16 protein-coding genes are annotated in these 21,304 nt (G+C 46.6%); 14 read left to right on the top strand and 2 right to left on the bottom strand.

The genetic code is table 11. The features are described 5' to 3' along the window. Positions 1-9: 9 nt before the first annotated feature. Complete coding sequence (locus NV381_RS12045) at positions 10-1,011, bottom strand: ABC transporter substrate-binding protein (RefSeq protein ID WP_258213525.1); 1,002 nt, start codon at positions 1,009-1,011, stop codon at positions 10-12. 203 nt (positions 1,012-1,214) lie between these two features. Between NV381_RS12045 and NV381_RS12040 the strand changes: the two genes are divergently transcribed. Genes NV381_RS12040 through NV381_RS12030 form a run of 3 tightly spaced genes read left to right on the top strand, consistent with a single transcriptional unit; the run spans position 1,215 to position 4,130 of the window. Next, the gene (locus tag NV381_RS12040; RefSeq protein WP_258213524.1) at positions 1,215-2,228 is read left to right on the top strand and encodes a FecCD family ABC transporter permease; all 1,014 of its coding nucleotides are present in this window, start codon (positions 1,215-1,217) and stop codon (positions 2,226-2,228) included. Continuing rightward, complete coding sequence (locus tag NV381_RS12035) at positions 2,225-3,265, top strand: FecCD family ABC transporter permease (protein WP_258213523.1); 1,041 nt, start codon at positions 2,225-2,227, stop codon at positions 3,263-3,265. The genes NV381_RS12040 and NV381_RS12035 overlap by 4 nt, the downstream gene beginning before the upstream one ends. A gap of 25 nt (positions 3,266-3,290) precedes the next feature. Further along, entirely contained in the window at positions 3,291-4,130 is an 840-nt protein-coding gene (locus NV381_RS12030) for an ABC transporter ATP-binding protein (RefSeq protein ID WP_258213522.1), read from the top strand. A gap of 657 nt (positions 4,131-4,787) precedes the next feature. Here NV381_RS12030 and NV381_RS12025 read toward each other — a convergent pair. Then, the gene (locus tag NV381_RS12025; protein WP_258213521.1) at positions 4,788-5,852 is read right to left on the bottom strand and encodes an FUSC family protein; all 1,065 of its coding nucleotides are present in this window, start codon (positions 5,850-5,852) and stop codon (positions 4,788-4,790) included. Positions 5,853-6,045: 193 nt separating this feature from the next. On the opposite strand from NV381_RS12025, the gene NV381_RS12020 reads away from it, so the two are divergent. The 11 genes from NV381_RS12020 (at position 6,046) to NV381_RS11970 (ending at position 21,236) form a co-directional block, all read left to right on the top strand. Then, positions 6,046-7,062 carry an ABC transporter substrate-binding protein gene (locus tag NV381_RS12020; protein WP_258213520.1) on the top strand — a complete coding sequence of 339 codons (1,017 nt, stop codon included), beginning with the start codon at positions 6,046-6,048 and terminating at the stop codon, positions 7,060-7,062. A 74-nt stretch (positions 7,063-7,136) separates the two neighbouring features. Beyond that, positions 7,137-7,925, top strand: a complete 789-nt coding sequence (locus NV381_RS12015) for an ABC transporter ATP-binding protein (protein ID WP_258213555.1) — start codon at positions 7,137-7,139, stop codon at positions 7,923-7,925. After that, positions 7,922-8,785 (top strand): ABC transporter permease, encoded by an 864-nt coding sequence (locus NV381_RS12010; RefSeq protein WP_258213519.1) that lies wholly within the window; start codon positions 7,922-7,924, stop codon positions 8,783-8,785. Before NV381_RS12015 ends, NV381_RS12010 begins: the two co-directional genes overlap by 4 nt. A 135-nt stretch (positions 8,786-8,920) precedes the next feature. Further along, positions 8,921-9,892, top strand: coding sequence for an aromatic acid exporter family protein (locus tag NV381_RS12005; RefSeq protein ID WP_258213518.1), 972 nt, complete (start codon positions 8,921-8,923; stop codon positions 9,890-9,892). Positions 9,893-9,982: 90 nt separating this feature from the next. After that, positions 9,983-10,549, top strand: a complete 567-nt coding sequence (locus NV381_RS12000) for an outer spore coat protein CotE (protein WP_258213517.1) — start codon at positions 9,983-9,985, stop codon at positions 10,547-10,549. 274 nt (positions 10,550-10,823) lie between these two features. After that, positions 10,824-12,254 (top strand): putative amidoligase domain-containing protein, encoded by a 1,431-nt coding sequence (locus NV381_RS11995; RefSeq protein ID WP_258213516.1) that lies wholly within the window; start codon positions 10,824-10,826, stop codon positions 12,252-12,254. A gap of 253 nt (positions 12,255-12,507) precedes the next feature. Beyond that, positions 12,508-15,213: a DNA mismatch repair protein MutS gene (gene mutS / locus NV381_RS11990; protein ID WP_258213515.1), complete on the top strand. Its 2,706-nt coding sequence runs from the start codon at positions 12,508-12,510 to the stop codon at positions 15,211-15,213. Between the two features lie 260 nt (positions 15,214-15,473). Continuing rightward, complete coding sequence (locus tag NV381_RS11985; RefSeq protein ID WP_258213514.1) at positions 15,474-16,925, top strand: S41 family peptidase; 1,452 nt, start codon at positions 15,474-15,476, stop codon at positions 16,923-16,925. Positions 16,926-16,935: 10 nt separating this feature from the next. After that, positions 16,936-19,005, top strand: coding sequence for a DNA mismatch repair endonuclease MutL (gene mutL, locus NV381_RS11980; protein WP_258213513.1), 2,070 nt, complete (start codon positions 16,936-16,938; stop codon positions 19,003-19,005). An 80-nt stretch (positions 19,006-19,085) separates the two neighbouring features. Then, entirely contained in the window at positions 19,086-19,808 is a 723-nt protein-coding gene (locus NV381_RS11975; protein WP_258213512.1) for a response regulator transcription factor, read from the top strand. Further along, positions 19,809-21,236 carry a sensor histidine kinase gene (locus NV381_RS11970; RefSeq protein ID WP_258213511.1) on the top strand — a complete coding sequence of 476 codons (1,428 nt, stop codon included), beginning with the start codon at positions 19,809-19,811 and terminating at the stop codon, positions 21,234-21,236. It begins immediately after the preceding gene. Positions 21,237-21,304 lie beyond the last annotated feature (68 nt).

Below are 21,304 nucleotides of genomic sequence, written 5' to 3'. Positions count from 1 at the left end.
ATCTGTGAGTTAAGGCTTCACGTCATAAAGTTTGTAAAGACCGTCAAGCATCAGGTTTGCTGCTTTTACTCCGCCTGCTGTGTTCCAGATCACATCATCCACTCTATGAACATTGCCGCTTTTCACAACGTTCAAGTTTTTCCACAATGGATCATTCAACCATTCTTGCTCCTGTTTAGTTCCTTTGCCATCGCCAGTATCATACGTGAAATAAAGCATCATGTCAGCTTCTGCTTCAGGCAAGCGTTCTTTGCCGATTTCGTCTACAAATGTTTCTTTGCTTTTCGGTGCAGGACGGGCAATTCCGATTTGTTTAAAGATAATACCTGTGAAAGTATCTTGTAAGTAGATTCTAGTTTTTCCAGCCATAAAACGGACTACCGATACGGTTTTGCTCAGTTTTTCTGGACCTGCTTTTGTTTTGAAATCCTCAATGCGTTTATCAAATGCTGCAATAATTTTATCGCCTTCGACTTTTTTATTCACAGCCTCCGCGTACAGGGAGAAGTTGCCTTTCCATTCACCACGCAATGTTTCAGAGAAGACGGTAGGGGCAATAGCATTTAATTGATCATAAATTTTCTCTTGACGCAATTTATTGCCAATGATTAAATCAGGCTTCAATCCAGCAATCAATTCAATATTGGGCTGAGATTCCTCGCCCAGCGGAGTAACGCCTTCCAACTCGGCTTTCGTATGGTCATACCATGGGTTGCCTGTAAATGCTTTGACCGCACCAACGGGTTTGATGCCAAGAGCAAGAAGGGCCTCAGTTCCTTCATTTGTTAAAATGACAACGCGTTTGGGAGTACCCTTCAACTCGGTTTGTCCCATAGCATGCCTAACTGTACGTACTGGCTCGGCTGAACCGGCTGCTCCATTTTCGGGTTTTGCTGTATTTTTGTCACCTGCAGCTGTTTGTCCGCATGCTGCTGTGAGCAGCATAAGAACTAGCATAACGGCGATCGATCCGCTTGTAGTCAGACGCTTGCGAAGAAAGTTACCTAACATAGTTGAATATCCCCCTGTATGTATAATACAAAATTGATAATGATTCTCATTACCATAAAGATTTTAATAAATATTTGAATCGTTGTCAATATCGAATTGAAAATGATTTTCAAAATCATTGACAAGTGATAATGGTTCTCATAGAATAAGAAGAATAATATTAAGGTTTACATACTAGAAATTTTAAACGATCAGAGGTTGTTATGAACGCATTCTTTCGCACAAAACGAACTAAAATCATTGGACTTCTTATTTTTTTCATTATTTGTTTACTGTCCATGATAAGCAGCATTATGTTTGGTCTTTCAACGTATTCACTCTCAACTGTAATCGAAGCCTACAATCACTTCAATGGTTCGAACGAGCATCTCATTATTAAATCTACTCGAGTACCTCGCGCATTAATTGCTGCTGCTGTTGGTGCGAGCCTGGCTGTCGCTGGAGCTCTCATGCAGGCGGTAACTCGAAATCCGCTGGCTTCACCCAGCTTGTTCGGAGTAAACGCGGGAGCAGCCTTTCTGATCGTACTATCAGTAAGCTATATGGAGGCAGCTACCCAGAACATTCCATTTGTATGGATCGCATTCGTGGGGGCTGGAGCCAGTGCGATTATTGTTTACGTATTGGGCTCACTTGGAAGAGATGGAATGACACCGGTCAAAATCACATTGGCTGGAGCTGCGGTAACAGCTTTTTTCTCTTCACTTACACAGGGCATACTGTTGACCAACGGCAAAGCGTTTGATCAAGTATTGGTATGGCTGGTGGGATCTGTTGCCAACAGGGATTTGCAAATGCTGATTACGGTTGCTCCGTATATTGCTGTTGCCCTGATCGGTGCGCTTATTTTATCACCTCATATTAATGTGTTGGCGATGGGGGATGATGTGGCCAAAGGCTTGGGCCAGCGGACCGCATTTATCAAGCTGGGAGCAGCGGTCGTAGTCATTGTACTCGCTGGCGGGTCGGTTGCAGCAGCGGGACCTATCGTATTCGTGGGCATCATTATTCCGCATATTGCACGATTTCTAGTCGGTCCTGATCATCGCTGGATGATCCCTTATTGTGCTGTGCTGGGAGCTCTGTTATTGCTGACTGCCGATATCGGAGCGAGATTCATTGTCATGCCGAAGGAAGTTCCTGTAGGTGTCGTTACGGCATTGATTGGCGTCCCTTTCTTTGTGTATATAGCGCGCAAAGGAGTGGAACGCAAATGAGTAAATATACTACTTTTCGAACAGGGAAGACAGCTTCCTTTTTAATTAGTAAGAAAACATTTTGGAGTATTATTGTTCTAACAGTAATAACCGCTGTTCTTTTTATTATCAGCACTGGGGTTGGCTCGGTTAGAATTCAGCCGTTGGATGTCATAAAAGTGTTTTTTGGGAGCGGCGAACAGACACATTCCATCATTGTCCAAACTCTGCGTCTACCGCGGATGATTGTAGCTGTTTTGGCTGGAAGCGCGTTAGCCGTATCTGGAGCGATTTTGCAGGGGATGATACGTAATCCGCTGGCTTCCCCGGATATTATCGGGATAACCGGTGGTGCCACTCTTGGAGCTGTTAGCTTTTTCTTTTTTCTTGGCGATCGGGTTAGCATTCAGTGGTTACCCGTCTGTGCAATAATTGGAGCTTTTGTTTCTACCTTTCTCATTTACGTACTCGCTTGGAAGCATGGGGTTTCGCCTTTACGTATGGTAATGATCGGAATCGGGATGGCCGCAGCTTACAGCTCCATTTCTTACATGCTGATGATTTCCGGGCCTATTATTTTAGCTAATAAAGCGTTGACGTTTATGACAGGGAGCATCTATGGGGTCTCTTGGGTGAAGGACGTATGGACGCTAATGCCGTGGGTTCTTATTCTAATGCCTATAGCGCTGCTGCTGGCAAGAGAAGTTAATGTGCAGGAGCTGGGGCAGGAGATTGCCGTAGGAGTTGGAAGTGCGGTTCAGAGGAATCGGTTTTTATTATTGATGATTAGTGTAGCATTAGCAGGTGCTGCTGTTGCTATCGGCGGTGCGATAAGCTTTATCGGTTTGATGGCTCCGCATATTGCGCGTAAGCTGGTAGGCCCTGCATTCGGTGGTGTTCTGCCCGTATCAGCGCTTATTGGAGCGCTCATTCTATTGCTTGCTGACTTAGCCGCACGCAGCTTATTCAGCCCGCTTGATATTCCTGCTGGAGTGTTCACAGCTGCAATCGGTGCGCCATTTTTCATTTACTTATTATATCGGAACCGCCAAACATAAATAAACATTGGGAGATGACTAACGGATGCATACATTGGAAGCAAAAAGCCTATGTTTGTCTTACGGTGCAACATCGATTTTTAAAGATCTGAATGTTCTCATACCAAAAGGGAAGATTACCGTATTGATCGGCAGCAACGGCTGCGGCAAATCAACATTGCTTCGCTCCTTAGCTCGTCTTATGAATCCGCAGAAGGGATCCATTGTTCTGGACGGGCAAGAGCTGGCTAAGCTGCCGACGAAGGAAATTGCGAAGCGGCTGTCTATATTACCTCAAGGACCGACTGCTCCGGAGGGGCTGACCGTTCTTCAACTGGTGAAGCAGGGACGCTACCCTTACCAAAGCTGGCTGCAGCAGTGGTCAGAAGAAGATGAGCGCATGGTTCGGTTATCTCTAAAAGCAACAGGAATGGAAGAGTTCACAGAGCGTACGGTAGATGCATTATCCGGTGGACAGCGGCAGCGCGCCTGGATTGCAATGACCTTGGCTCAAGGTACGGAAACGATACTGTTGGATGAACCTACGACCTATTTGGATGTTACTCATCAAATCGAGGTACTGGATTTATTGTATGAGCTAAACGAGAAGGAGCAACGTTCGATTGTCATGGTGCTTCATGATATTAATCTGGCTTGCCGTTATGCCCATCATATGGTTGCTGTTAAGGAAGGGCGTATTTGGGCGGAAGGAGCACCGGAGGAAATCGTGAACGCGGACATGATTCGTGCCGTATTCGATATGGAAAGCCAAGTGCTGCCGGATCCTTTCTATGGGACGCCGATGTGCATTCCTTTTGGCAAAGGCCGGACTGTTAATAATGAAACACAGCATGAGTTCAAGCAGCCCGTTTTGCAGGAAGTATGATTATACTGAAGAAACGTCAAGGTTTGTAAACAGAAAAAAATCGGCATCCATTCACATCATCGTGAATGGATGCCGATTTTTGTATTTTGTAATATCAGACTTCGTAAGTTTTCAGCGGAGCTGAACAAGTCTGATATTGCTTAGAAAAGCTACAGCTTAGAGCGGCGATGAGCCCTAGAGGATTTTGTACGGAACGGAGAGTTCCGTTATTCCATCAGCCGCCTTCAATCTGGGACGATAGTGGAAGTGGGAATTCCGTTATGTTGGCCAGATTGGAGCATTTATGCACAAAATGAGAGCAATAACGGAACTGGCTGTTCCTTTATCACTCTGATTTTTGGACTTTTCAGGTAATAAAGGAACAATTACCTCCATATACCCTTCACTTCCGTGGGTGCAGTGCTGGCGTGTTGTTTAGGGTTATATTCAGAGTGTGTGGAGGGGAGGAGCGTAAGCGTCCGCCCTGGTCGTCACCTCCGGGAACTGCTCGCGTATGCAACCTACCTTTGAAGCTCGTGTTCCTCCCGCTGTAAGCATTCCATTCAAGGAACACGACTTCAACAGCGGCCGTAATCCCACACTCATCGCTCCAAAACGCACAATCGTTGAACGTACACCAAGGACGCCGTAAGGCATTTTTCTTATTGTCAGTTGTGGCTACTTTTTAAACCAGGATAGGAGCTTTTCTACAGTTTCCTTTTCTTCAGGGCTTTTATGATTGAACTGCTCAACCTGCTTGTCGAGTCTGCCAATCTGGAAGCAGTAATCGTACATCGCCGCGGCCACGATAGATAAGCGAAGCAAGCCTTCGCGTTCCTCTGAATAGCCATTAATCATCGTTTTCATAAATTCATCGTTAACCTGCTCCATCCTTTCGTTCTCAGAGCTATCCGGCTTCAGCTTGTCTCCAAATTTCAGCAGCACATGCTCATGATACTTGATGAACTTTTCCAGATGGAGGTCGAAATAGGCATCCATTTCTTCTGTTCTTGCTGCTTGGAAGTAATGCTGCTCCACTGCGTCAAGCACCTCTGCGCCTTTATGTAAAGTCGTTAGCATCTGCTTATATACAACCAAATGTCGGATTTGACTATATTTAGACTTTTTGAGCTTTTTGAGCTCCTCTTCGAATAATGAGTATTTTTGCGCCAGAGATTTGATCTCATTTTCCAAGCTATGCTTCTCCACACGGAACACCGACTCCTTGATTTCATCAGAGACAACAGTTCTTAGCAGCAGTGACAGCTTATTAAATACGGTTTGGATTTGCTTCACAAATTGCTCTTTAGGCTTAGGTGGAAAAAATAAAATGTTAATGATAAAGGCCGAACCAATACCAATTAAGCTTAACAGAAACCGGGTCAATGCAAAATCCCACTGCCCTGAGGCTTCCATGACAGCAATTACAGTAACCAATGTCAGTCCTATAGTTTCCTCCATCTTTAGCTTCAAGCAAATCATAATAACGAGGATGCAAACAATACCAATTGCAAAAGGGTCTTTCGATAAAAACATACCGGCAATTAAAGCCATAGCTGCCCCGAGAGTGTTGGTCTGGATCTGATCCAAGAAATAGCGCCAGGAGCGGTAAATGGAAGGCTGCATCGCAAAAATAGCGGCAACTGCGGCTATGACAGGCATTGAAAAATGCAGAAGAATACTGATGTACAAGGATAAGGTAACTGCGATACCTGTTTTTAATACTCTTGCTCCGAATGACATCGTCGTCACCTCTCTAGTTGGATATAATTACATATCTTATCATACCGAATACTGCCATAGAAAACATCTTGACCGCAAGTTTAAAAGTTTGCTTTCGAAGCTGAGAAGATAAGGTTGAAAGCCTCATTAACCTTTTTCTGGGCTGCTGCATAGACTATTGCAACAATACAACCCAAGATGGAGGGACTGGCCGATGTTCTCAAAAAGATGGGGCACAGCGCTTGCAATGGTTTTAGTCATGATAATGATGGTTACTGCATGTGGACCGAAGAAAGCAGAAGAGGCAGTTAAGGTGCGTATAGGTGAAGTAACAAGGTCGTTGTTCTATGCTCCACAATATGCCGCTATTAATAAAGGATTTTTTAAGGAGCAAGGGATTGATATTGAGTTGACGACTACACCTGGCGGAGATAAGACTATGACGGCGCTCTTGTCAGGCGGAATTGATGTAGCGTTGGTTGGTTCGGAAACGTCAATCTACGTACAGCAGCAAGGCAGTGGAGATCCCGTAATCAATTTTGCTCAACTCACACAAACAGATGGTACGTTCCTTGTTGCACGGAAACCTCTGAGCGGCGGAAAGTTTGATTGGAGTACATTGAAAGGTAGCACATTTTTGGGTCAACGTAAAGGCGGAATGCCGCAAATGGCCGGTGAGTTTACATTGAAGAAGTATGGAATCAATCCGCAAAAGGATTTGAACCTGATTCAAAATATTGAATTTGCCAATATCGCGACAGCTTATGCTTCCGGAACAGGGGAGTATGTACAGCTGTTTGAGCCTCAAGCCACGATCTTTGAAAAGCAAGGAAAAGGCTATGTAGTCGCCTCGTTCGGCGTAGAAAGCGGCAAGCTTCCTTATACAGCATTTATGGCGAAAAAAAGCTACATCGATAAGAATAATGCAACTTTCCAAAAATTCACCAATGCTTTGCAAAAAGGTCAAAATTGGGTGCAGGCTTCGAGTGCGGATGACATAACAGCAGCCATTGTATCCTTCTTCCCCGATACGGATAAAGAAATTTTGAAAGGCTCCATACAGCGTTATAAAGAGCAGGGTTCCTTCTCAACGGACGGAATTATTGATGAGCAAGAATGGAATAACCTGCAAAACGTGATGGAAGCAGCCGGAGAACTGAAGAGCAGGGTGGACTTCAAAACGATCGTCAACAATCAGTTTGCAGAGAAGGCTAAACAAACGGTCAAGTAAACAGCCGATACAGTACAGAGGCATTAAAAATAAGCTATGGAACTTAAAGCGCGGGGGAGGGATTCAACATGCCAATACAAACAGCCGTAGAGCTGGAAGAGGTCTCCCATGTTTATGTGAACAGCCAAGGCGCCTATCTTGCACTAGAGGGTATAGGATTAAAGGTAAACCAGGGGGAGTTTGTCAGCCTGATCGGACCGAGCGGCTGCGGTAAAACAACGCTGCTTTCATTGATAAGCGGGCTTTTAATACCGACTACAGGAACGGTGCGCGTTTCCGGGGAGCTGATTCAAGAGCCGACACCGCGGGTAGGCTATATGCTGCAGCAGGATTATTTGTTCCCTTGGCGTACGATATATGAGAACGCTTCTATCGGACTAGAACTGATGGGCAGGCGCGATTCCGCCTCCAAAGAAATGGTGCTGGAGCTGCTGCATGACATGGGGCTTTCCCAATTTGCCGACCGCTATCCCCATCAGCTCTCAGGAGGGATGCGCCAGCGTGTAGCGTTGGTGCGCACTTTGGCAACGGAACCGGACTTATTGCTGCTGGATGAACCCTTCTCCGCGTTGGATTACCAAACGAAGCTTCAACTTGAGGATTTGGTGGCCGTCACACTCCTTGCACGAAATAAAACAGCTATCCTGGTCACTCATGATATAACTGAGGCTATTGCGATGAGTGACCGGATAATAGTGCTTCAGCCTAACCCTGGGAGGGTCCTGGCAGCCGTTGATGTACCCCTTAACATACGTGAAGCGCTGCCGTTAAAAGCAAGGGAAGAAGCAGGCTTTCATAATTTATTTCATCGATTATGGGGATATTTTGAAGATATGGACGTCGAGAGAGGGGAGCTAGTATGAATCGAACTCAGGGTACGGGATTGAACTCAAACGGACTTTCCTTAAGCGGCCCCTCGACTCCGGCTTCCTTGGCACAGAGCGAATACGGCTTGTTTTTATCGACAGAGCGAAAGGTTACCTGGCAGGTCCGAATTACGCAGCTTGCGATATTGGTCGTTTTATTATTTTCCTGGGAGCTTGCAAGTCGGATGCTGTGGATTGATGCTCTCCTGTTCAGCTCACCTAGCCGCATTGCGATACTGCTGTACACCAAATGGATGGACGGCTCGCTGCTGCTGCATGTAGGTGTAACATTATGGGAAACACTTGTAGGCTTCGTGCTTGGAACGCTGCTCGGTACGGCTGTGGCGGCGCTTATTTGGTGGTTTGGATTTCTATCCCGTGTGCTGGATCCGTACATTGTCGTGTTGAACAGCTTGCCCAAGGTTGCATTAGGCCCGCTTTTTATAGTGGCCTTCGGACCGGGAGCACTATCCATCATCGCCACAACGCTATCGATAACCGTAATCATCACGATCCTTGTCGTTTATAACAGCTTCAAGGAGGTTGACCCGAATTATTCGAAGGTCATCCGTATATTTGGCGGCAGTAAGCGGCAGGTGTTTCAGAAGGCTATATTGCCTGCGACGTATCCGACAATAGTTTCAACTCTCAAAGTTAATGTAGGGCTTTCCTGGGTGGGCGTCATTGTAGGGGAATTTCTTGTTTCCAAGCAGGGGCTTGGCTATTTGATTATCTATGGCTTTCAAGTGTTCAATTTCACGCTTGTTATCGGCAGTGTAATTGTAATTGCTGTGGCAGCTACAATTATGTATCAGGCGGTTGCTTTTCTCGAAAAGAAGCTGACCGGCAAACGATAAGTGGGATGGAAAGCATCTAAGCTGGTGTGCCCTGTTGTGGGCGGAGGATGCCGGCTCTTTTTTTTATGAATAAAATGGACAAGCATTGAGGCAGGATTTAAGATAGGAATAAAATGCTCAAGTTGGAGATCACTCATGGGAATACGGATTATTAAAACAGCGGTTGCTGTAGTTTTGGCCATATATTTGGCGCAAAGTCTTGGACTGCATTCACCCTATTCGACGGGGCTTTTGGCTATATTGGGAGTGGATGTTACAAAACGCAAAGGGGTGCGGACATCGCTTCAGCGGATTGTTGCATCCTTTCTCGGCCTGTTAATAGCAGCGTACTTATTTTGGCTGCTGGGTTTTCATATATGGGTGATCGGAATCTATATTCTTATCTTATTTCCAATACTGGCTCGGTTCCAATTAAAAGAGGGGGTAGTGACCGGTTCTGTAGTTATGTTTCATGTCTTCATAGGCGGGCAAATTAGCAGTGATGTGATCCTTAATGAGGTGGCATTGCTGCTAGTTGGACTAGGTACGGCTACCTTAATCAATATTATATATATGCCAAAAGAGGACCGGCAGCTTTTGGATTTGCGGGAGAGGCTTGAAACATGTTTTTCACATATTTTCAAAGAAATTTCTAATCATCTGAGAGATAATCGATACGTTTGGAGCGGCAGTGAACTATTGGAGTCCAACGATATTTTGCAGCAAGCCATGAATGCGGTCAAACGCTCCAAGGAAAATGCATTATTTCATGATGACACAGTGTGGGCGGTTTATTTCTACATGAGAAAGCAACAGATGGATTCTGTCGATCGAATGGTACAATACGTAGCCCAAGTATACCAGACATTGCCGCATGGTGAGCTGCTAGCATCGGTTTTTGATGAGATAAGCGAGGATGTTAAAGTGGAGCATTATACAGGGCGCTCGGAAAAAAAGCTGGAGCTGTTAGAGCGGAAATTCCAGGAGATGCCCCTGCCAGCAAGCCGTGAGGAATTTGAAGTACGCTCCGCGTTGCTTCAGCTTATGGTGGAGCTGAAATCCTATTTGGCGGTTGCGAAAAGAGAGAAAAAGCAAAGAGAACCGGCAGCCTATGCCGATTCTGAATAAAATACCAAAAAGAGCAGAAAATTTTTGTCACCCTAGACGAATGTCCTGCATACAATTGTAATGAATGATTGTATGGAGGAGGTTGAAAGGATGTCATTAGATAAAGATTTGCACTACAGAGAGATCTATACTAAAGCTGTCTGTGGCAAAGGGCGCAAGTTTTCACAAGTAACGAACACGGTCACTCCGCCTCATGCTCCGACGAGTATATTGGGTGCTTGGATTATCAACAACCAGTACGATGCGGTTAAAGCAGGCGATGGCGTGGAGGTAGTAGGTACTTACGACATCAATATTTGGTATTCTTATGATAGAAATACCAAAACGGATGTTGCGAAAGAAACGGTATCTTACGTTGAAGGGGTTGGGCTTTCTTATCTCGATAAGAAGCATAGACCGTCAACGGCTGAAGTTACAGCTGTCGCTACCCAAGAACCGAACTGCGTGGAAGCGAGCATATCTTCCCGCGGCGACAGTGTGATCATCCGTGTAGAGCGCGAGTTCAAGGTTGAAATGATCGCTGAAACAAAAATTTGGGTTGTGGTGAACCCGAACGGAAGCGATGATTTCGACGACAAGCAAGTGGACTTTGGCAGCTCCGATGACGGTGACTTCGAAGATCTTGATCCGGATCTTTTGGATGACGATTTGAACTAATATCTACTTACAGTATATGACACAATGTTCATTTCGGCAGAGGGCGTGAGCCCTCTTTTTTGTTTCAACAGGGGGTTATTGTAAAAATGGGCTGGGCTGAGGCCCGGAGGTCAAGCGGATGTAGAGGGCTTTGCTGAAGCAGAACACAAGATGCGAGCTTGTGAGGGTATAGGAAGCCCGGACAGGATGCTTACGAATCAGGCTTCAGCAAAGCCCGCAGCAGGTGCTTAAGAAGTAAGCTTTGCATGTGCAAAAGCCCTTGGGAGGTGAAATAATGAGCGTATGGCTGCTTCACTCAAATGAGCCGACCCTCGATTTATTATTGGATCAGCTGGAATTTCCCCATGGAACAAGGCTGCCAACGCATGGTGAATCCACGCATGTTATCCATTGGGGCTGCTTTCATACGGAGAGGCCTGGGCAGCGTTCGCTTCAGCCCGTCAAGAGTCTGCTGCGTTCGTCTACTGCTCGCAAAATGGCGGAGCTGCTCGAAGTGCACGGGATCCTTTTTGATCTGGAGACAAATAAGCGCCGCTATACATATGAGTACCTTGTTCCTGTTTTTCATTTACATGCATTGGGGCTGTTTCAAAAGTCATATGGTGTATTCTATGGAGCTCCTCACCCTCTTCAAAAACAGGAGGAGAGCGAATTTACAGAATTGCTGAATGAAACACCTCCCTATCATGCCGTTAGAGCTAAGCGTGAAGCAGTGAAGGCGGTTTATGCTCTTGGGCTCGATTATGGCGTTGTACGTATTGGTGTACGCCCGGGAGGAGAGCTGGCCGTCCTTGAGCTGCAGGCGATTCCTAAGCTGACTCAGAGGCTTGCTGAGCTGTTTGCCGCCGCCATGCACAGATTTGCCCAGGAGGTTGTGAATGCCCAAACGGATAAACGTGAGATCATGATCGGGGCTGACCCCGAATTTCTGCTTCGCAATGCTCAGGGCAAAGTCACCTTTGCATCACGATTTTTGGAGAAAGAAGGCCCAGTGGGTTGTGATGCCATCGTGCTGCCAGGCTTTCGCAAGGTATATCCTTTGGCGGAGCTTAGGCCTGAACCAAACAGTGACGTGGGCCAATTGATCATTAACCTGCGTCGTACGATGCAGATAGCAACTCGTCAAATTCAAGACGAATCACTGCAATGGCTCGCTGGTGGTATGCCTGTCAAGGGTTTTCCTCTGGGCGGTCATCTCCATTTCAGCGGCACTTGGCTGAATAGCGAATTGCTGCGCGTGATGGATAATTATTTGGCGCTGCCGCTCATCTTGCTTGAGGATGCAACGACAGGCAACAGAAAGCCCAAATACGGCTTTTTGGGTGATTTTCGCCGCAAGAGGTACGGGGGATTCGAATACCGCGTGCTGCCTAGCTGGCTGATTTCCCCAACGGTTGCCAAAGGGGTATTCGCCATGTCAAAATTAATTGCGGACCACTATTCACTGCTTCAGGCTCGCCCCTTAAATGAGCTCTCAATGCAGAAGGCTTATTACGAGGGGGATAAATCCAGTATCCGTCCCCTTATTCCTGGGCTGTGGGGGGACTTGACACGGCTCCCATCCTATCGTAAATATGAGAAGTATTTGACGCCACTCAAGTCGATGTTATTGCGTCAAGAAGGCTGGAATGAACAAGGAGATATACGCCGTGGGTGGAAAATTGGCCCTTTTCGCATAAAAGAAGAATCGTCTATTAATTCATGATATAATAGTCTGTACTAGGCTGGCAGATATAGTAGTTTGGGATTTAGAGTAACTTTGAGCATTGCGAGCTTGTAAGGCGGCTACAGCCGTAGTTGAAAATGGGATATTATTTATATATTTTGCAGAGGTATCCCATTTTCAAAAAAGCGGTACGTAAACTTTCCAGGCTCTACATACAAGTACATCTGGTCTGGGAATGACAAGGAAGAAAGAAGCATGAATATAGTCAAGTAGCTGGAGGTTGGGTAAAAGAATGGCCAATTACACGCCGATGATCGAGCAATACCTAGCCATCAAGGCGGAGGTGCCCGATGCATTTTTGTTTTTCCGATTGGGCGATTTTTATGAAATGTTTTTTGAGGATGCCATACAAGCATCACGCGAATTGGAAATTACGCTGACCGGACGGGGAGGGGGAGCCGAGGAGCGCATTCCTATGTGCGGCATTCCCTATCATTCGGCGGATAACTATATTGCCAGATTAATAGAAAAAGGGTTCAAGGTCGCGATCTGCGAGCAGGTCGAGGACCCGTCATCGGTCAAAGGGATCGTTAGGCGGGAAATCATCCGCATAGTCACTCCTGGAACTGTGATGGATGCCCGATCTCTTGGAGAGACCAATAATTACATGGTTTCCGTAACTGAAGCAGAGGATGGAAGCTACGGCTTTGCAGCTTGCGATATCTCGACAGGCGAGCTGTTCGTTACGCGTTTGGAAGGTACGCTTACGCTTGTTGCCGATGAGATGAATGTGTATCATCCTTCGGAGCTGTTAGCGTCGCCTGATCTCTTAAAACGGCTTAGAGAGTTTTCACCCGCTTGGGCAGGAACTACGGTAATGACGCCGCGCGAGCATGAAGGTGGCAGATCCGCTTTTGAACTTGGCGATTATTTTGCTGAAGCGGAGCTGTCAGGTCTGCCCATTGGGGGCGCATCCTGCGTCAAGTTGTTGATGGCTTATCTGATTGAGACGCAGAAGCGGTCTTTAGGCCATATCAAAAATATTCGCGTATATGAGCAGAATCAATATATGATTATGGACCCTTTTACTCGCCGTAATCTCGAGTTGGTTGAAACGGTTCGCGATCGGACGAAGAAGGGGACATTGCTGTGGCTTATGGACAAAACCGTCACAGCAATGGGCGGCAGGCTGCTGCGCCGCTGGATCGAGAAGCCGCTTATGAACGCAGCGGCTATCGAAGAGAGGCTTGAAGCGGTGGACAGGCTGTACCACCAGCTGATTGTCCGCGACGAGCTGAAGCAGTCGCTCAAGGAAGTTTACGACCTGGAGCGGCTCGTGGCGCGGATTGCCTACGGCAACGCCAACGCTCGCGACCTGGTCGCGCTCAAGAGCTCGCTTCAGCAGGTGCCCCAGCTGAAGCAGATATGTGCTGCGTCGGGCTCTGCGACGCTTGCGACACTGACGGCACGGATGGACCCGTGCCATGATGTGATGGCGTGGATCGAGGACGCCATCACCGAAGAGCCGCCCGTCTCGATTCGTGACGGCGGTATGATCAAGGCGGGTTACCACGCCTATCTGGATCAGCTGCGCGAGGCTAACACGAACGGCAAGCAGTGGATCGCCGAGCTTGAGAAGCAAGAGCGGGAGCGGACCGGCGTCAAGTCGTTGAAGATAGGCTATAACAAAGTGTTCGGCTACTATATAGAAGTTACCAAAGCGAACATAGCTTCACTGGAGGAAGGACGTTACGAGCGCAAACAGACGCTTGCGAATGCGGAACGTTTTATTACACCGGAGCTCAAAGAGAAGGAAGGCTTAATTCTCGAGGCTCAGGAGAAAATGGTCGACCTCGAGTACGAGCTGTTCATGCAGCTGCGGGATAAGCTGTCCGCACATATATTGAGGCTGCAGCAGCTCGCGGAGCAGATTGCTTCCGTTGACGTGTATCAGTCGCTGGCTGCTGTCAGTGCGGCCAACCGTTATACACGGCCCCAGGTTGGGGAGTTCTTCGAGCTTCGTATAGAAGAAGGGCGTCATCCTGTTGTTGAGGCCGTAATGCAGGACGGTGTTTTTATTGCAAATGAAACGGCTCTTAACCAGCAGGAAGGCAGTATGCTGCTAATTACCGGACCTAATATGGCCGGGAAGAGCACCTACATGCGGCAGGTGGCTATCATTTGCTTAATGGCGCAAATCGGCTGCTTCGTTCCGGCAAAGTCAGCTCAGGTGCCCATTATTGACCGAATCTTTACACGGATCGGAGCTGCTGATGATCTGATCGGCGGTCAGAGCACCTTTATGGTAGAAATGATGGATATTCAAGTAATGACTGAGAAGGCAACATCCAGGAGCTTGGTTATCATAGATGAGCTGGGCCGCGGAACTTCTACCGGTGAAGGCATGGCGATTGCTCAGGCTGTGATTGAATATTTGCATGACAAGATTGGCTGCAAAACGCTGGTCTCAACTCACTTTCATGAATTGGCCCATTTGGAGGAAACACTTCAGTCCTTACGCAACTACTGCATGGCTGTCAAAGAAAGCGGCCGGCAGGTGACCTTTCTGAGGAAGCTGATTCCCGGCGCTGCCAGTACCAGTTATGGTATATATTGCGCTCAAATCGCCGGACTTCCGGCCGGAATCATTGATCGTTCCTATGAGCTGCTGAATACTTTCGAAGCACGTGCCGAGCTGTTGATGGGACAAGATCAAGCTGCCCCCAGCCGTACTTCAGCTGCGGACACTCTGGTTCCGTCTCCAATTGCGAATCAACCTGAAGTTGGGGGTACTGTACAGTCTCAGCAGGTGAAGGAAGGCCCGGCAGTTCAATTGAGTTTATTCCAAGAGACAGAGACCCCGTCAGAGCGAACAAAGAAAAAGTCAGATTCTCGTACCGAGCAGTTGCTGGATCAGCTGAAGGGTGCGGATTTAATGAATATGACCCCAATGATGGCTATGAACTTTTTATTTGATTTAAAGAAGCAGCTATCTTAAAGAGGGTAGTTCAAAAAGTCCCCTTTTGATCACGAAGCATTTCAGGAGGCTATTCGACATCGAATCTTGCATTCACCTTCGAAGTCCGGTGCTCATTTAGGTTTTGCCTAAACTCCGCTCCTCCTTCTTCAGGTTCTTGCAACCTCCTCGGTGCTGAAAAGTTGACTTTTTGAACTCTCACTTAAAGAGGACGCTTATACCGAAATGAATATACAACCTTTATACAAATTAGCCTTATATAATGAGAGGATGACTCTACTATGACAACGAACGGCTATCGTGCTATTTGGAGACGAACTGCATCTGTAGTACTTACACTAACGCTTTTATTTCCTGCGGCTTCCGCATCATTGGCAGCAGACCAGACCAGCACGGATTTGGCTAGAATTAAAGAAGCATTTGACTTGATCCAAAAAAATCATGTCAGCAGTCCTAACACTCAGCAATTATCTGATACCGCTATTAAATCAATGGTCACATCGCTAAATGATCCTTATACCGTGTATTTTACAGCGGATGAGCTCAAAAAATTCGAGGGCGCCATTCAGAATAATTACGTTGGAGTAGGTGTTCGAGTCAGTCAGGAAACGGAAGGCGTCTACATTTTCGAGGTGTTTGATGGTCCTGCCAAAAAAGCGGGTATGCAGGAAAACGATTTGATTACTGAGGTGAACGGAGAATCGGTTGCAGGCTTTAAAATCGATGATGTTACCAAAAAAATTATGGGTCCTGAAGGCACGAAGGTATCTGTAACGGTGAAACGCGGAGAGCAAAGCATAGTATTGGATATGACCCGTCAAACGATCCAACTGCCTGTGGTTATCAACAAGAAATTTGATTCTGGTGTTGGCTATATCCGTGTTACAAGCTTCTCAAGTGATGCGGACGAGCTTATGACTTCCCAGCTTGCTGATCTGAAGAAGCAGGGCATTAACAGCTTGATCCTTGACCTGCGCGACAATGGGGGCGGTTTGGTTGATACGGCTCTCAATATGGCGAAGCTGTTTGTTAAGGAAGGCATTTTGATTCATACCAAGGATAAAGATAATGTTGATGATCCGGTAAAATTTTCAAATGGAACGACCCAGCCTTTTCCTTTATACATTTTGGTAAATGAATACAGTGCGAGCGCTTCTGAAGTGTTAACAGGGGCCTTGCAGGATTACAATGCGGTAGCTAAGGTTATTGGAATGAAAACATTCGGCAAAGGCAGCGTTCAGACCTTATTCCCGCTCTCCACTGGTGGAGCATTAAAAATTACAATCGAGGAATATTTGACACCTAAGCTACGCAAGGTCAATAAAGTAGGCTTGAATCCTGATATTGAAATAGATGGCGAGGTTCCGCAGCTGCTAACGGCTCTGCATGAAGCGGGAATCAGCAAATTCACGGTCAGCCACAATAAAAAAGGGGTAACGGTAAACGGAGTTCCTGTCCAAGACAGTTTAGGTATTGTACGTGAAAATGGTGCTGTTTATGTTCCTTCACGTCTCCTTAGCACTATACTAGGCGGTACTATCACATGGAATGGTGATTCACAGGCGGTTGAGCTTACTGTGGGCGGTACAAAGGGTACTTATCAGATTGCAACAAGCGATCTTAAGCTTGATCATGGTACTAGCTATGTAAATATCGGTAAGGTAGCAGAAAGCTTTCCTCAGCTGGAATGGTCTGATAATGGAGAGCAATTTACAGTAACCACGTCCAAATAAGGAGCGGCTTATGGGGAAAATAAAAGTATTAGATGAGCATATCGCCAATCAAATAGCGGCGGGGGAAGTTGTGGAACGACCTTCCTCCGTTGTGAAAGAGCTCGTTGAAAACGCAATTGACGCTGGAAGCACTCGAATTGACGTTTCAATAGAGGAGGGTGGCCTTGAGCTGATCCGTGTCAGTGATAACGGCAGCGGGATGGAACGCGAAGACTGTGAGGTTGCCTTTTATAGGCATGCAACAAGTAAAATTGCTAGCAGTCAGGATTTGTTTTCCATCCGAACTTTGGGATTTCGCGGCGAGGCGCTGCCAAGTATAGCTGCGGTCTCCAAAGTAACCTGCCTGACTTCCACTGAGCAGAGCGGCTTAGGTTACCGCTTTGTCATTGAAGGCGGCACTGTAAAAGCATTGGAGGAAGCAGCAGCACCCAGAGGAACGGATATTCAAGTTCGTGAGCTGTTCTATAATACTCCAGCGCGATTGAAATATATGAAAACCGTGCAAACAGAGCTCGGACATATTTCTGATTTCATATACCGATTGACATTGGCTCATCCAGAGATAGCTTTTACATTGAAACATAATGGAAGCTCATTGATTCAAACACTGGGCAATGGGGATATGCTGCAGGTAATAGCTGCGGTATATGGCACGGCTGTCGCCAAAACGATGCTGCCGATTGAAGGGGAGCATCTGGATTATTCGATCCGTGGTTTCATTGGCAAGCCGGAAACGACTCGGGCTAACCGGAATGGGATATCAACTGTTATCAATGGACGTTATATTCGAAATTACACGGTAATTCATGCGCTTCTGCAAGGTTATCACACACTTCTTCCAATCAACCGGTTTCCTGTAGCCGTGCTTCATATTGAAATGGACCCGGCTTTGGTGGATGTTAATGTGCACCCGGCGAAGTTGGAGGTAAGATTTAGCAAGGAACAGGAACTGATTCAATTTGTGGAACAGCAGGTACGTCGTGTACTAAACCAGCAAGTGCTAATTCCGACGCCTGGCGCATCTAATAAACCGAAGCTTCATGGCATTATTCAGGAGCAAATGGAGTTGTACCGTCCTGAGCAGCGGGGGCTTGCAGCTACCACATCTCCCGGATTGCCACCGTCTGCTGGAACTGGCGCGGGAACTCCATCCGTCTATGGAAATGGCCATAATGCTGGCAATAGCAGCCAAGTTGGAAGCAGCACTATTGGAGGCAATAGTGACCGAGTCAGTACCGGGAGCAATGTTGAAAGCGACTATAGCAGAGCAGTCAGCCGTCTCAACCAAGCCGCTCAAGGTGGGGATCGAGTTAAAACCCAGTCAAACGGTCAACAGTCCGTATATTCAACCATGAATCAAGCTGGGGGAGGCAAAGAGCCCTCCTCGCGATCACATGCGGATCAGGAAAGAAAATCAACGGATCAAGGGGCGTCCAGTCAAGCACTTCTTCGTGCGTTGGCTGTTGGAAGCGAGCAAGAAGCACCTGCGATGCCATCGTTCCCGAGACTATCTTCAATTGGACAAATGCATGGTACTTATATCGTTGCTCAAAACGAGGAAGGCTTGTTCTTGATTGATCAGCATGCGGCTCATGAAAGAATTAATTATGAATACTATTTCGAGAAATTTGGCAGACCAGCCGAAGCTAGCCAAGAACTGCTAGTACCGATTACACTTGAGTTTACTTCAACAGAAGCGGAACGTTTGAAGGAAAAGCTTCCTATGCTTGAGCAAGCCGGTGTCTATATTGAACCGTTCGGCGGCAATGCTTTTCTGGTTCGAGCTTACCCGCATTGGTTTCCAGAGGGTGATGAAAAAGCGCTTGTAGAGGAAATGAGCGAGTGGCTGTTGTCGGAGCGCAAAGGGATTGACCTAAGCAAGCTGCGCGAGAAGGCTGCAATAATGTGTTCCTGCAAAGCCTCCATAAAAGCTAATCAAAGCCTAAGCACATTGGAAATCGAGGGACTGCTGGATAGGCTGGCGGCTTGCCGCAACCCCTATACATGTCCGCACGGGCGCCCTATCATTATTAGCTTTTCCACCTATGAGCTGGAGAAAATGTTTAAACGAGTGATGTAAGTTAAGGCAATTCCCATTGAAATCATGTACATGGGGCTTGTCTTTTTTTTAATAAATAATAAATGGAGGAGTCTTCTATTATGGACAAGCCATTTCACAATAGTGATTACACCATTCTGATTGCCGATGATGATACTTACATAACCGAGCTAATTAACATGTACCTTAAGAGTAAAGGATTTCATGTTTTATGTGCGGCGACAGGATCGGAGGCTCTGGAGCTGGTTCGCAGGCACACCATTCATCTCATAGTATTGGATATTATGATGCCCGATAAGGATGGATGGGCGATCTGTACGAAGATCAGAGAGACAAGCGACCTGCCTATCCTGATGCTAACAGCCAAGGGGGAAAGCGAAGATAAAATAAGAGGCTTTGGTATTGGCGCTGATGATTATATGGTTAAGCCATTTGATCCCAATGAGCTTATTGCCAGAACGGTTTCACTGCTTCGCCGATCCTATTCCTCCTTGAGGCAATTAAAGCTGCCAGCATCGATTAGAGTTGACAATCTGACGATTGAGACAGCCTCTCGTAGCGTGTATTTGGATAACGATATTGTTGAGCTGACTCCCAAGGAGTACAAGCTGCTTGTCAGCTTCGCTCAGCATCCCAATCAAGTGCTCGAAAGACAGCAGCTTCTGGATTTGGTGTGGGGAGAGGATTATTTTGGAGATGACCGCGTCGTGGATGTAACTATCAAACGACTCCGTGAAAAGCTTTCCCAAGAGAAAGAGAAGTCCACTTGGTCAATTGAGACTGTAAGAGGCGCAGGCTACAAGCTGCGAACCGAGGTACAGTAAATGCTTACTTCAGTGTTTCGCAAACAGCTTCTATCCCTGCTTTGTGTACTTTTGGTTGGTTTTACATTGATTGCCCTTGTACTCAATTTTGCGCTTCAGGATTTCCTTGTTAAACAAAAGGAAGCCTTGCTCTTCCGGGAAGGGGAACAGCTTAATGAGCTTCTGCTGGAAGGATTAAGTGCCGACCCCTCAAATCAGAAAACGATATATAACAATGCGGATTCTAGATTAAAGAGAACGCTCAACATTCGGACGAATTTGTTGCTAATTGACGAAAGCGCCGGTGTGAATAAAAAAAGGCTGGAAAAGCGGCTGCTAAAGCAAAGTGAAATTAAGGACCCAGCTCTTCTAAGCCAGGTTTTAAAAGGCGGCCGGGTTACTCAGATAGGCCCCTTTACCTATTCTGATGATACGGTGCTTCTTTCCGTGGGGATGCCTGTCATAGAGAAGGATAAAGTAATCGGAGCGTTATTCCTGCATACACCCGTACAGGAAATTCAGATGGGCAAGGTTACCCGATTGATCATCTTTACAGCTTACTTGATTGCAATTCCATTTTCCCTGCTTGTTTTTGTGCTGTCCAAACGGATGACAGGCCCGTTACTTCGTATGAATCGGGCGGCCAAGAGGCTCGGTAATGGTGATTTTACAGTAAGGGTTCCTGTGGAAAGCCGCGATGAAGTCAGTCAGCTTGCTGATACGTTTAATCAAATGGCGGAGCAGTTGGAACAGCTCGATCGAATGCGTAAAGAATTGATTGCCAATGTCTCTCATGAGCTGCGCACCCCTCTAACTTCTGTTCGCGGATTTGCTCAAGGATTGATGGAAGGGGTCATACCGGAGGAACAGCATCATCGCTATCATCAAATCATTTATGCGGAGCTGTTCAGGCTGACTTCTTTACTAAACACAATGCTCGACTTATCAGCTATTGAGACGGGACGAGTGAATATGGAAATGAAAGCAATTCGTTGGTCCTCCTTGGTTCATACAGTGAGCGAGAGCCTAGCCCCCAGAATAGAGAAAAAAGAGCTGGACGTTGAAATTGTTGAACCTGAGGATGAGATTTTAAAAGCATATGGAGACCCTGAGCGACTTAAGCAAGTGTTATTTAACTTATTAGATAATGCAATACGGCATTCCGAATCAGGCGGCAAGATTACCATTCAATCTTATTATGAACAAGATAGCCTGGTTGTCAAAGTATCAGATACGGGCTCAGGAATCGATCCATCCAAGCTGCCTTATATTTGGGAACGATTTTATACGGAGGATGACTCGCGGCACACACATCGTGAACGCAGCGGTTTGGGGCTGACCATAACCAAGCAGCTGTTAGAGCTTATGAAGGGTTCGATAGAGGTTGATTCTGTCTTGGAAAAAGGGACCACCTTCACAATACGTATACCGACTCCTCCTGAAACTTAGCAGCAATGTATAGGAAAGAGCCGATCTCTTGGTTTGATCCAAGTGAACGGCTCTTTATGATGCAAGTA

Origin of the sequence: Paenibacillus radicis (ex Xue et al. 2023) (assembly GCF_024722015.1) — a bacterium.
Lineage (GTDB): Bacteria > Bacillota > Bacilli > Paenibacillales > NBRC-103111 > Paenibacillus_S.
This window is presented reverse-complemented; position numbering and strand designations above follow the sequence as displayed.

Coding starts and splice junctions, on each gene's coding strand:
- NV381_RS12045 (WP_258213525.1), bottom strand. CDS start 1,011: ATGTTAGGTAACTTTCTTCGCAAGCGTCTGACTACAAGCGGATCGATC.
- NV381_RS12040 (WP_258213524.1), top strand. CDS start 1,215: ATGAACGCATTCTTTCGCACAAAACGAACTAAAATCATTGGACTTCTT.
- NV381_RS12035 (WP_258213523.1), top strand. CDS start 2,225: ATGAGTAAATATACTACTTTTCGAACAGGGAAGACAGCTTCCTTTTTA.
- NV381_RS12030 (WP_258213522.1), top strand. CDS start 3,291: ATGCATACATTGGAAGCAAAAAGCCTATGTTTGTCTTACGGTGCAACA.
- NV381_RS12025 (WP_258213521.1), bottom strand. CDS start 5,852: ATGTCATTCGGAGCAAGAGTATTAAAAACAGGTATCGCAGTTACCTTA.
- NV381_RS12020 (WP_258213520.1), top strand. CDS start 6,046: ATGTTCTCAAAAAGATGGGGCACAGCGCTTGCAATGGTTTTAGTCATG.
- NV381_RS12010 (WP_258213519.1), top strand. CDS start 7,922: ATGAATCGAACTCAGGGTACGGGATTGAACTCAAACGGACTTTCCTTA.
- NV381_RS12005 (WP_258213518.1), top strand. CDS start 8,921: ATGGGAATACGGATTATTAAAACAGCGGTTGCTGTAGTTTTGGCCATA.
- NV381_RS12000 (WP_258213517.1), top strand. CDS start 9,983: ATGTCATTAGATAAAGATTTGCACTACAGAGAGATCTATACTAAAGCT.
- NV381_RS11995 (WP_258213516.1), top strand. CDS start 10,824: ATGAGCGTATGGCTGCTTCACTCAAATGAGCCGACCCTCGATTTATTA.
- mutS (WP_258213515.1), top strand. CDS start 12,508: ATGGCCAATTACACGCCGATGATCGAGCAATACCTAGCCATCAAGGCG.
- NV381_RS11985 (WP_258213514.1), top strand. CDS start 15,474: ATGACAACGAACGGCTATCGTGCTATTTGGAGACGAACTGCATCTGTA.
- mutL (WP_258213513.1), top strand. CDS start 16,936: ATGGGGAAAATAAAAGTATTAGATGAGCATATCGCCAATCAAATAGCG.
- NV381_RS11975 (WP_258213512.1), top strand. CDS start 19,086: ATGGACAAGCCATTTCACAATAGTGATTACACCATTCTGATTGCCGAT.
- NV381_RS11970 (WP_258213511.1), top strand. CDS start 19,809: ATGCTTACTTCAGTGTTTCGCAAACAGCTTCTATCCCTGCTTTGTGTA.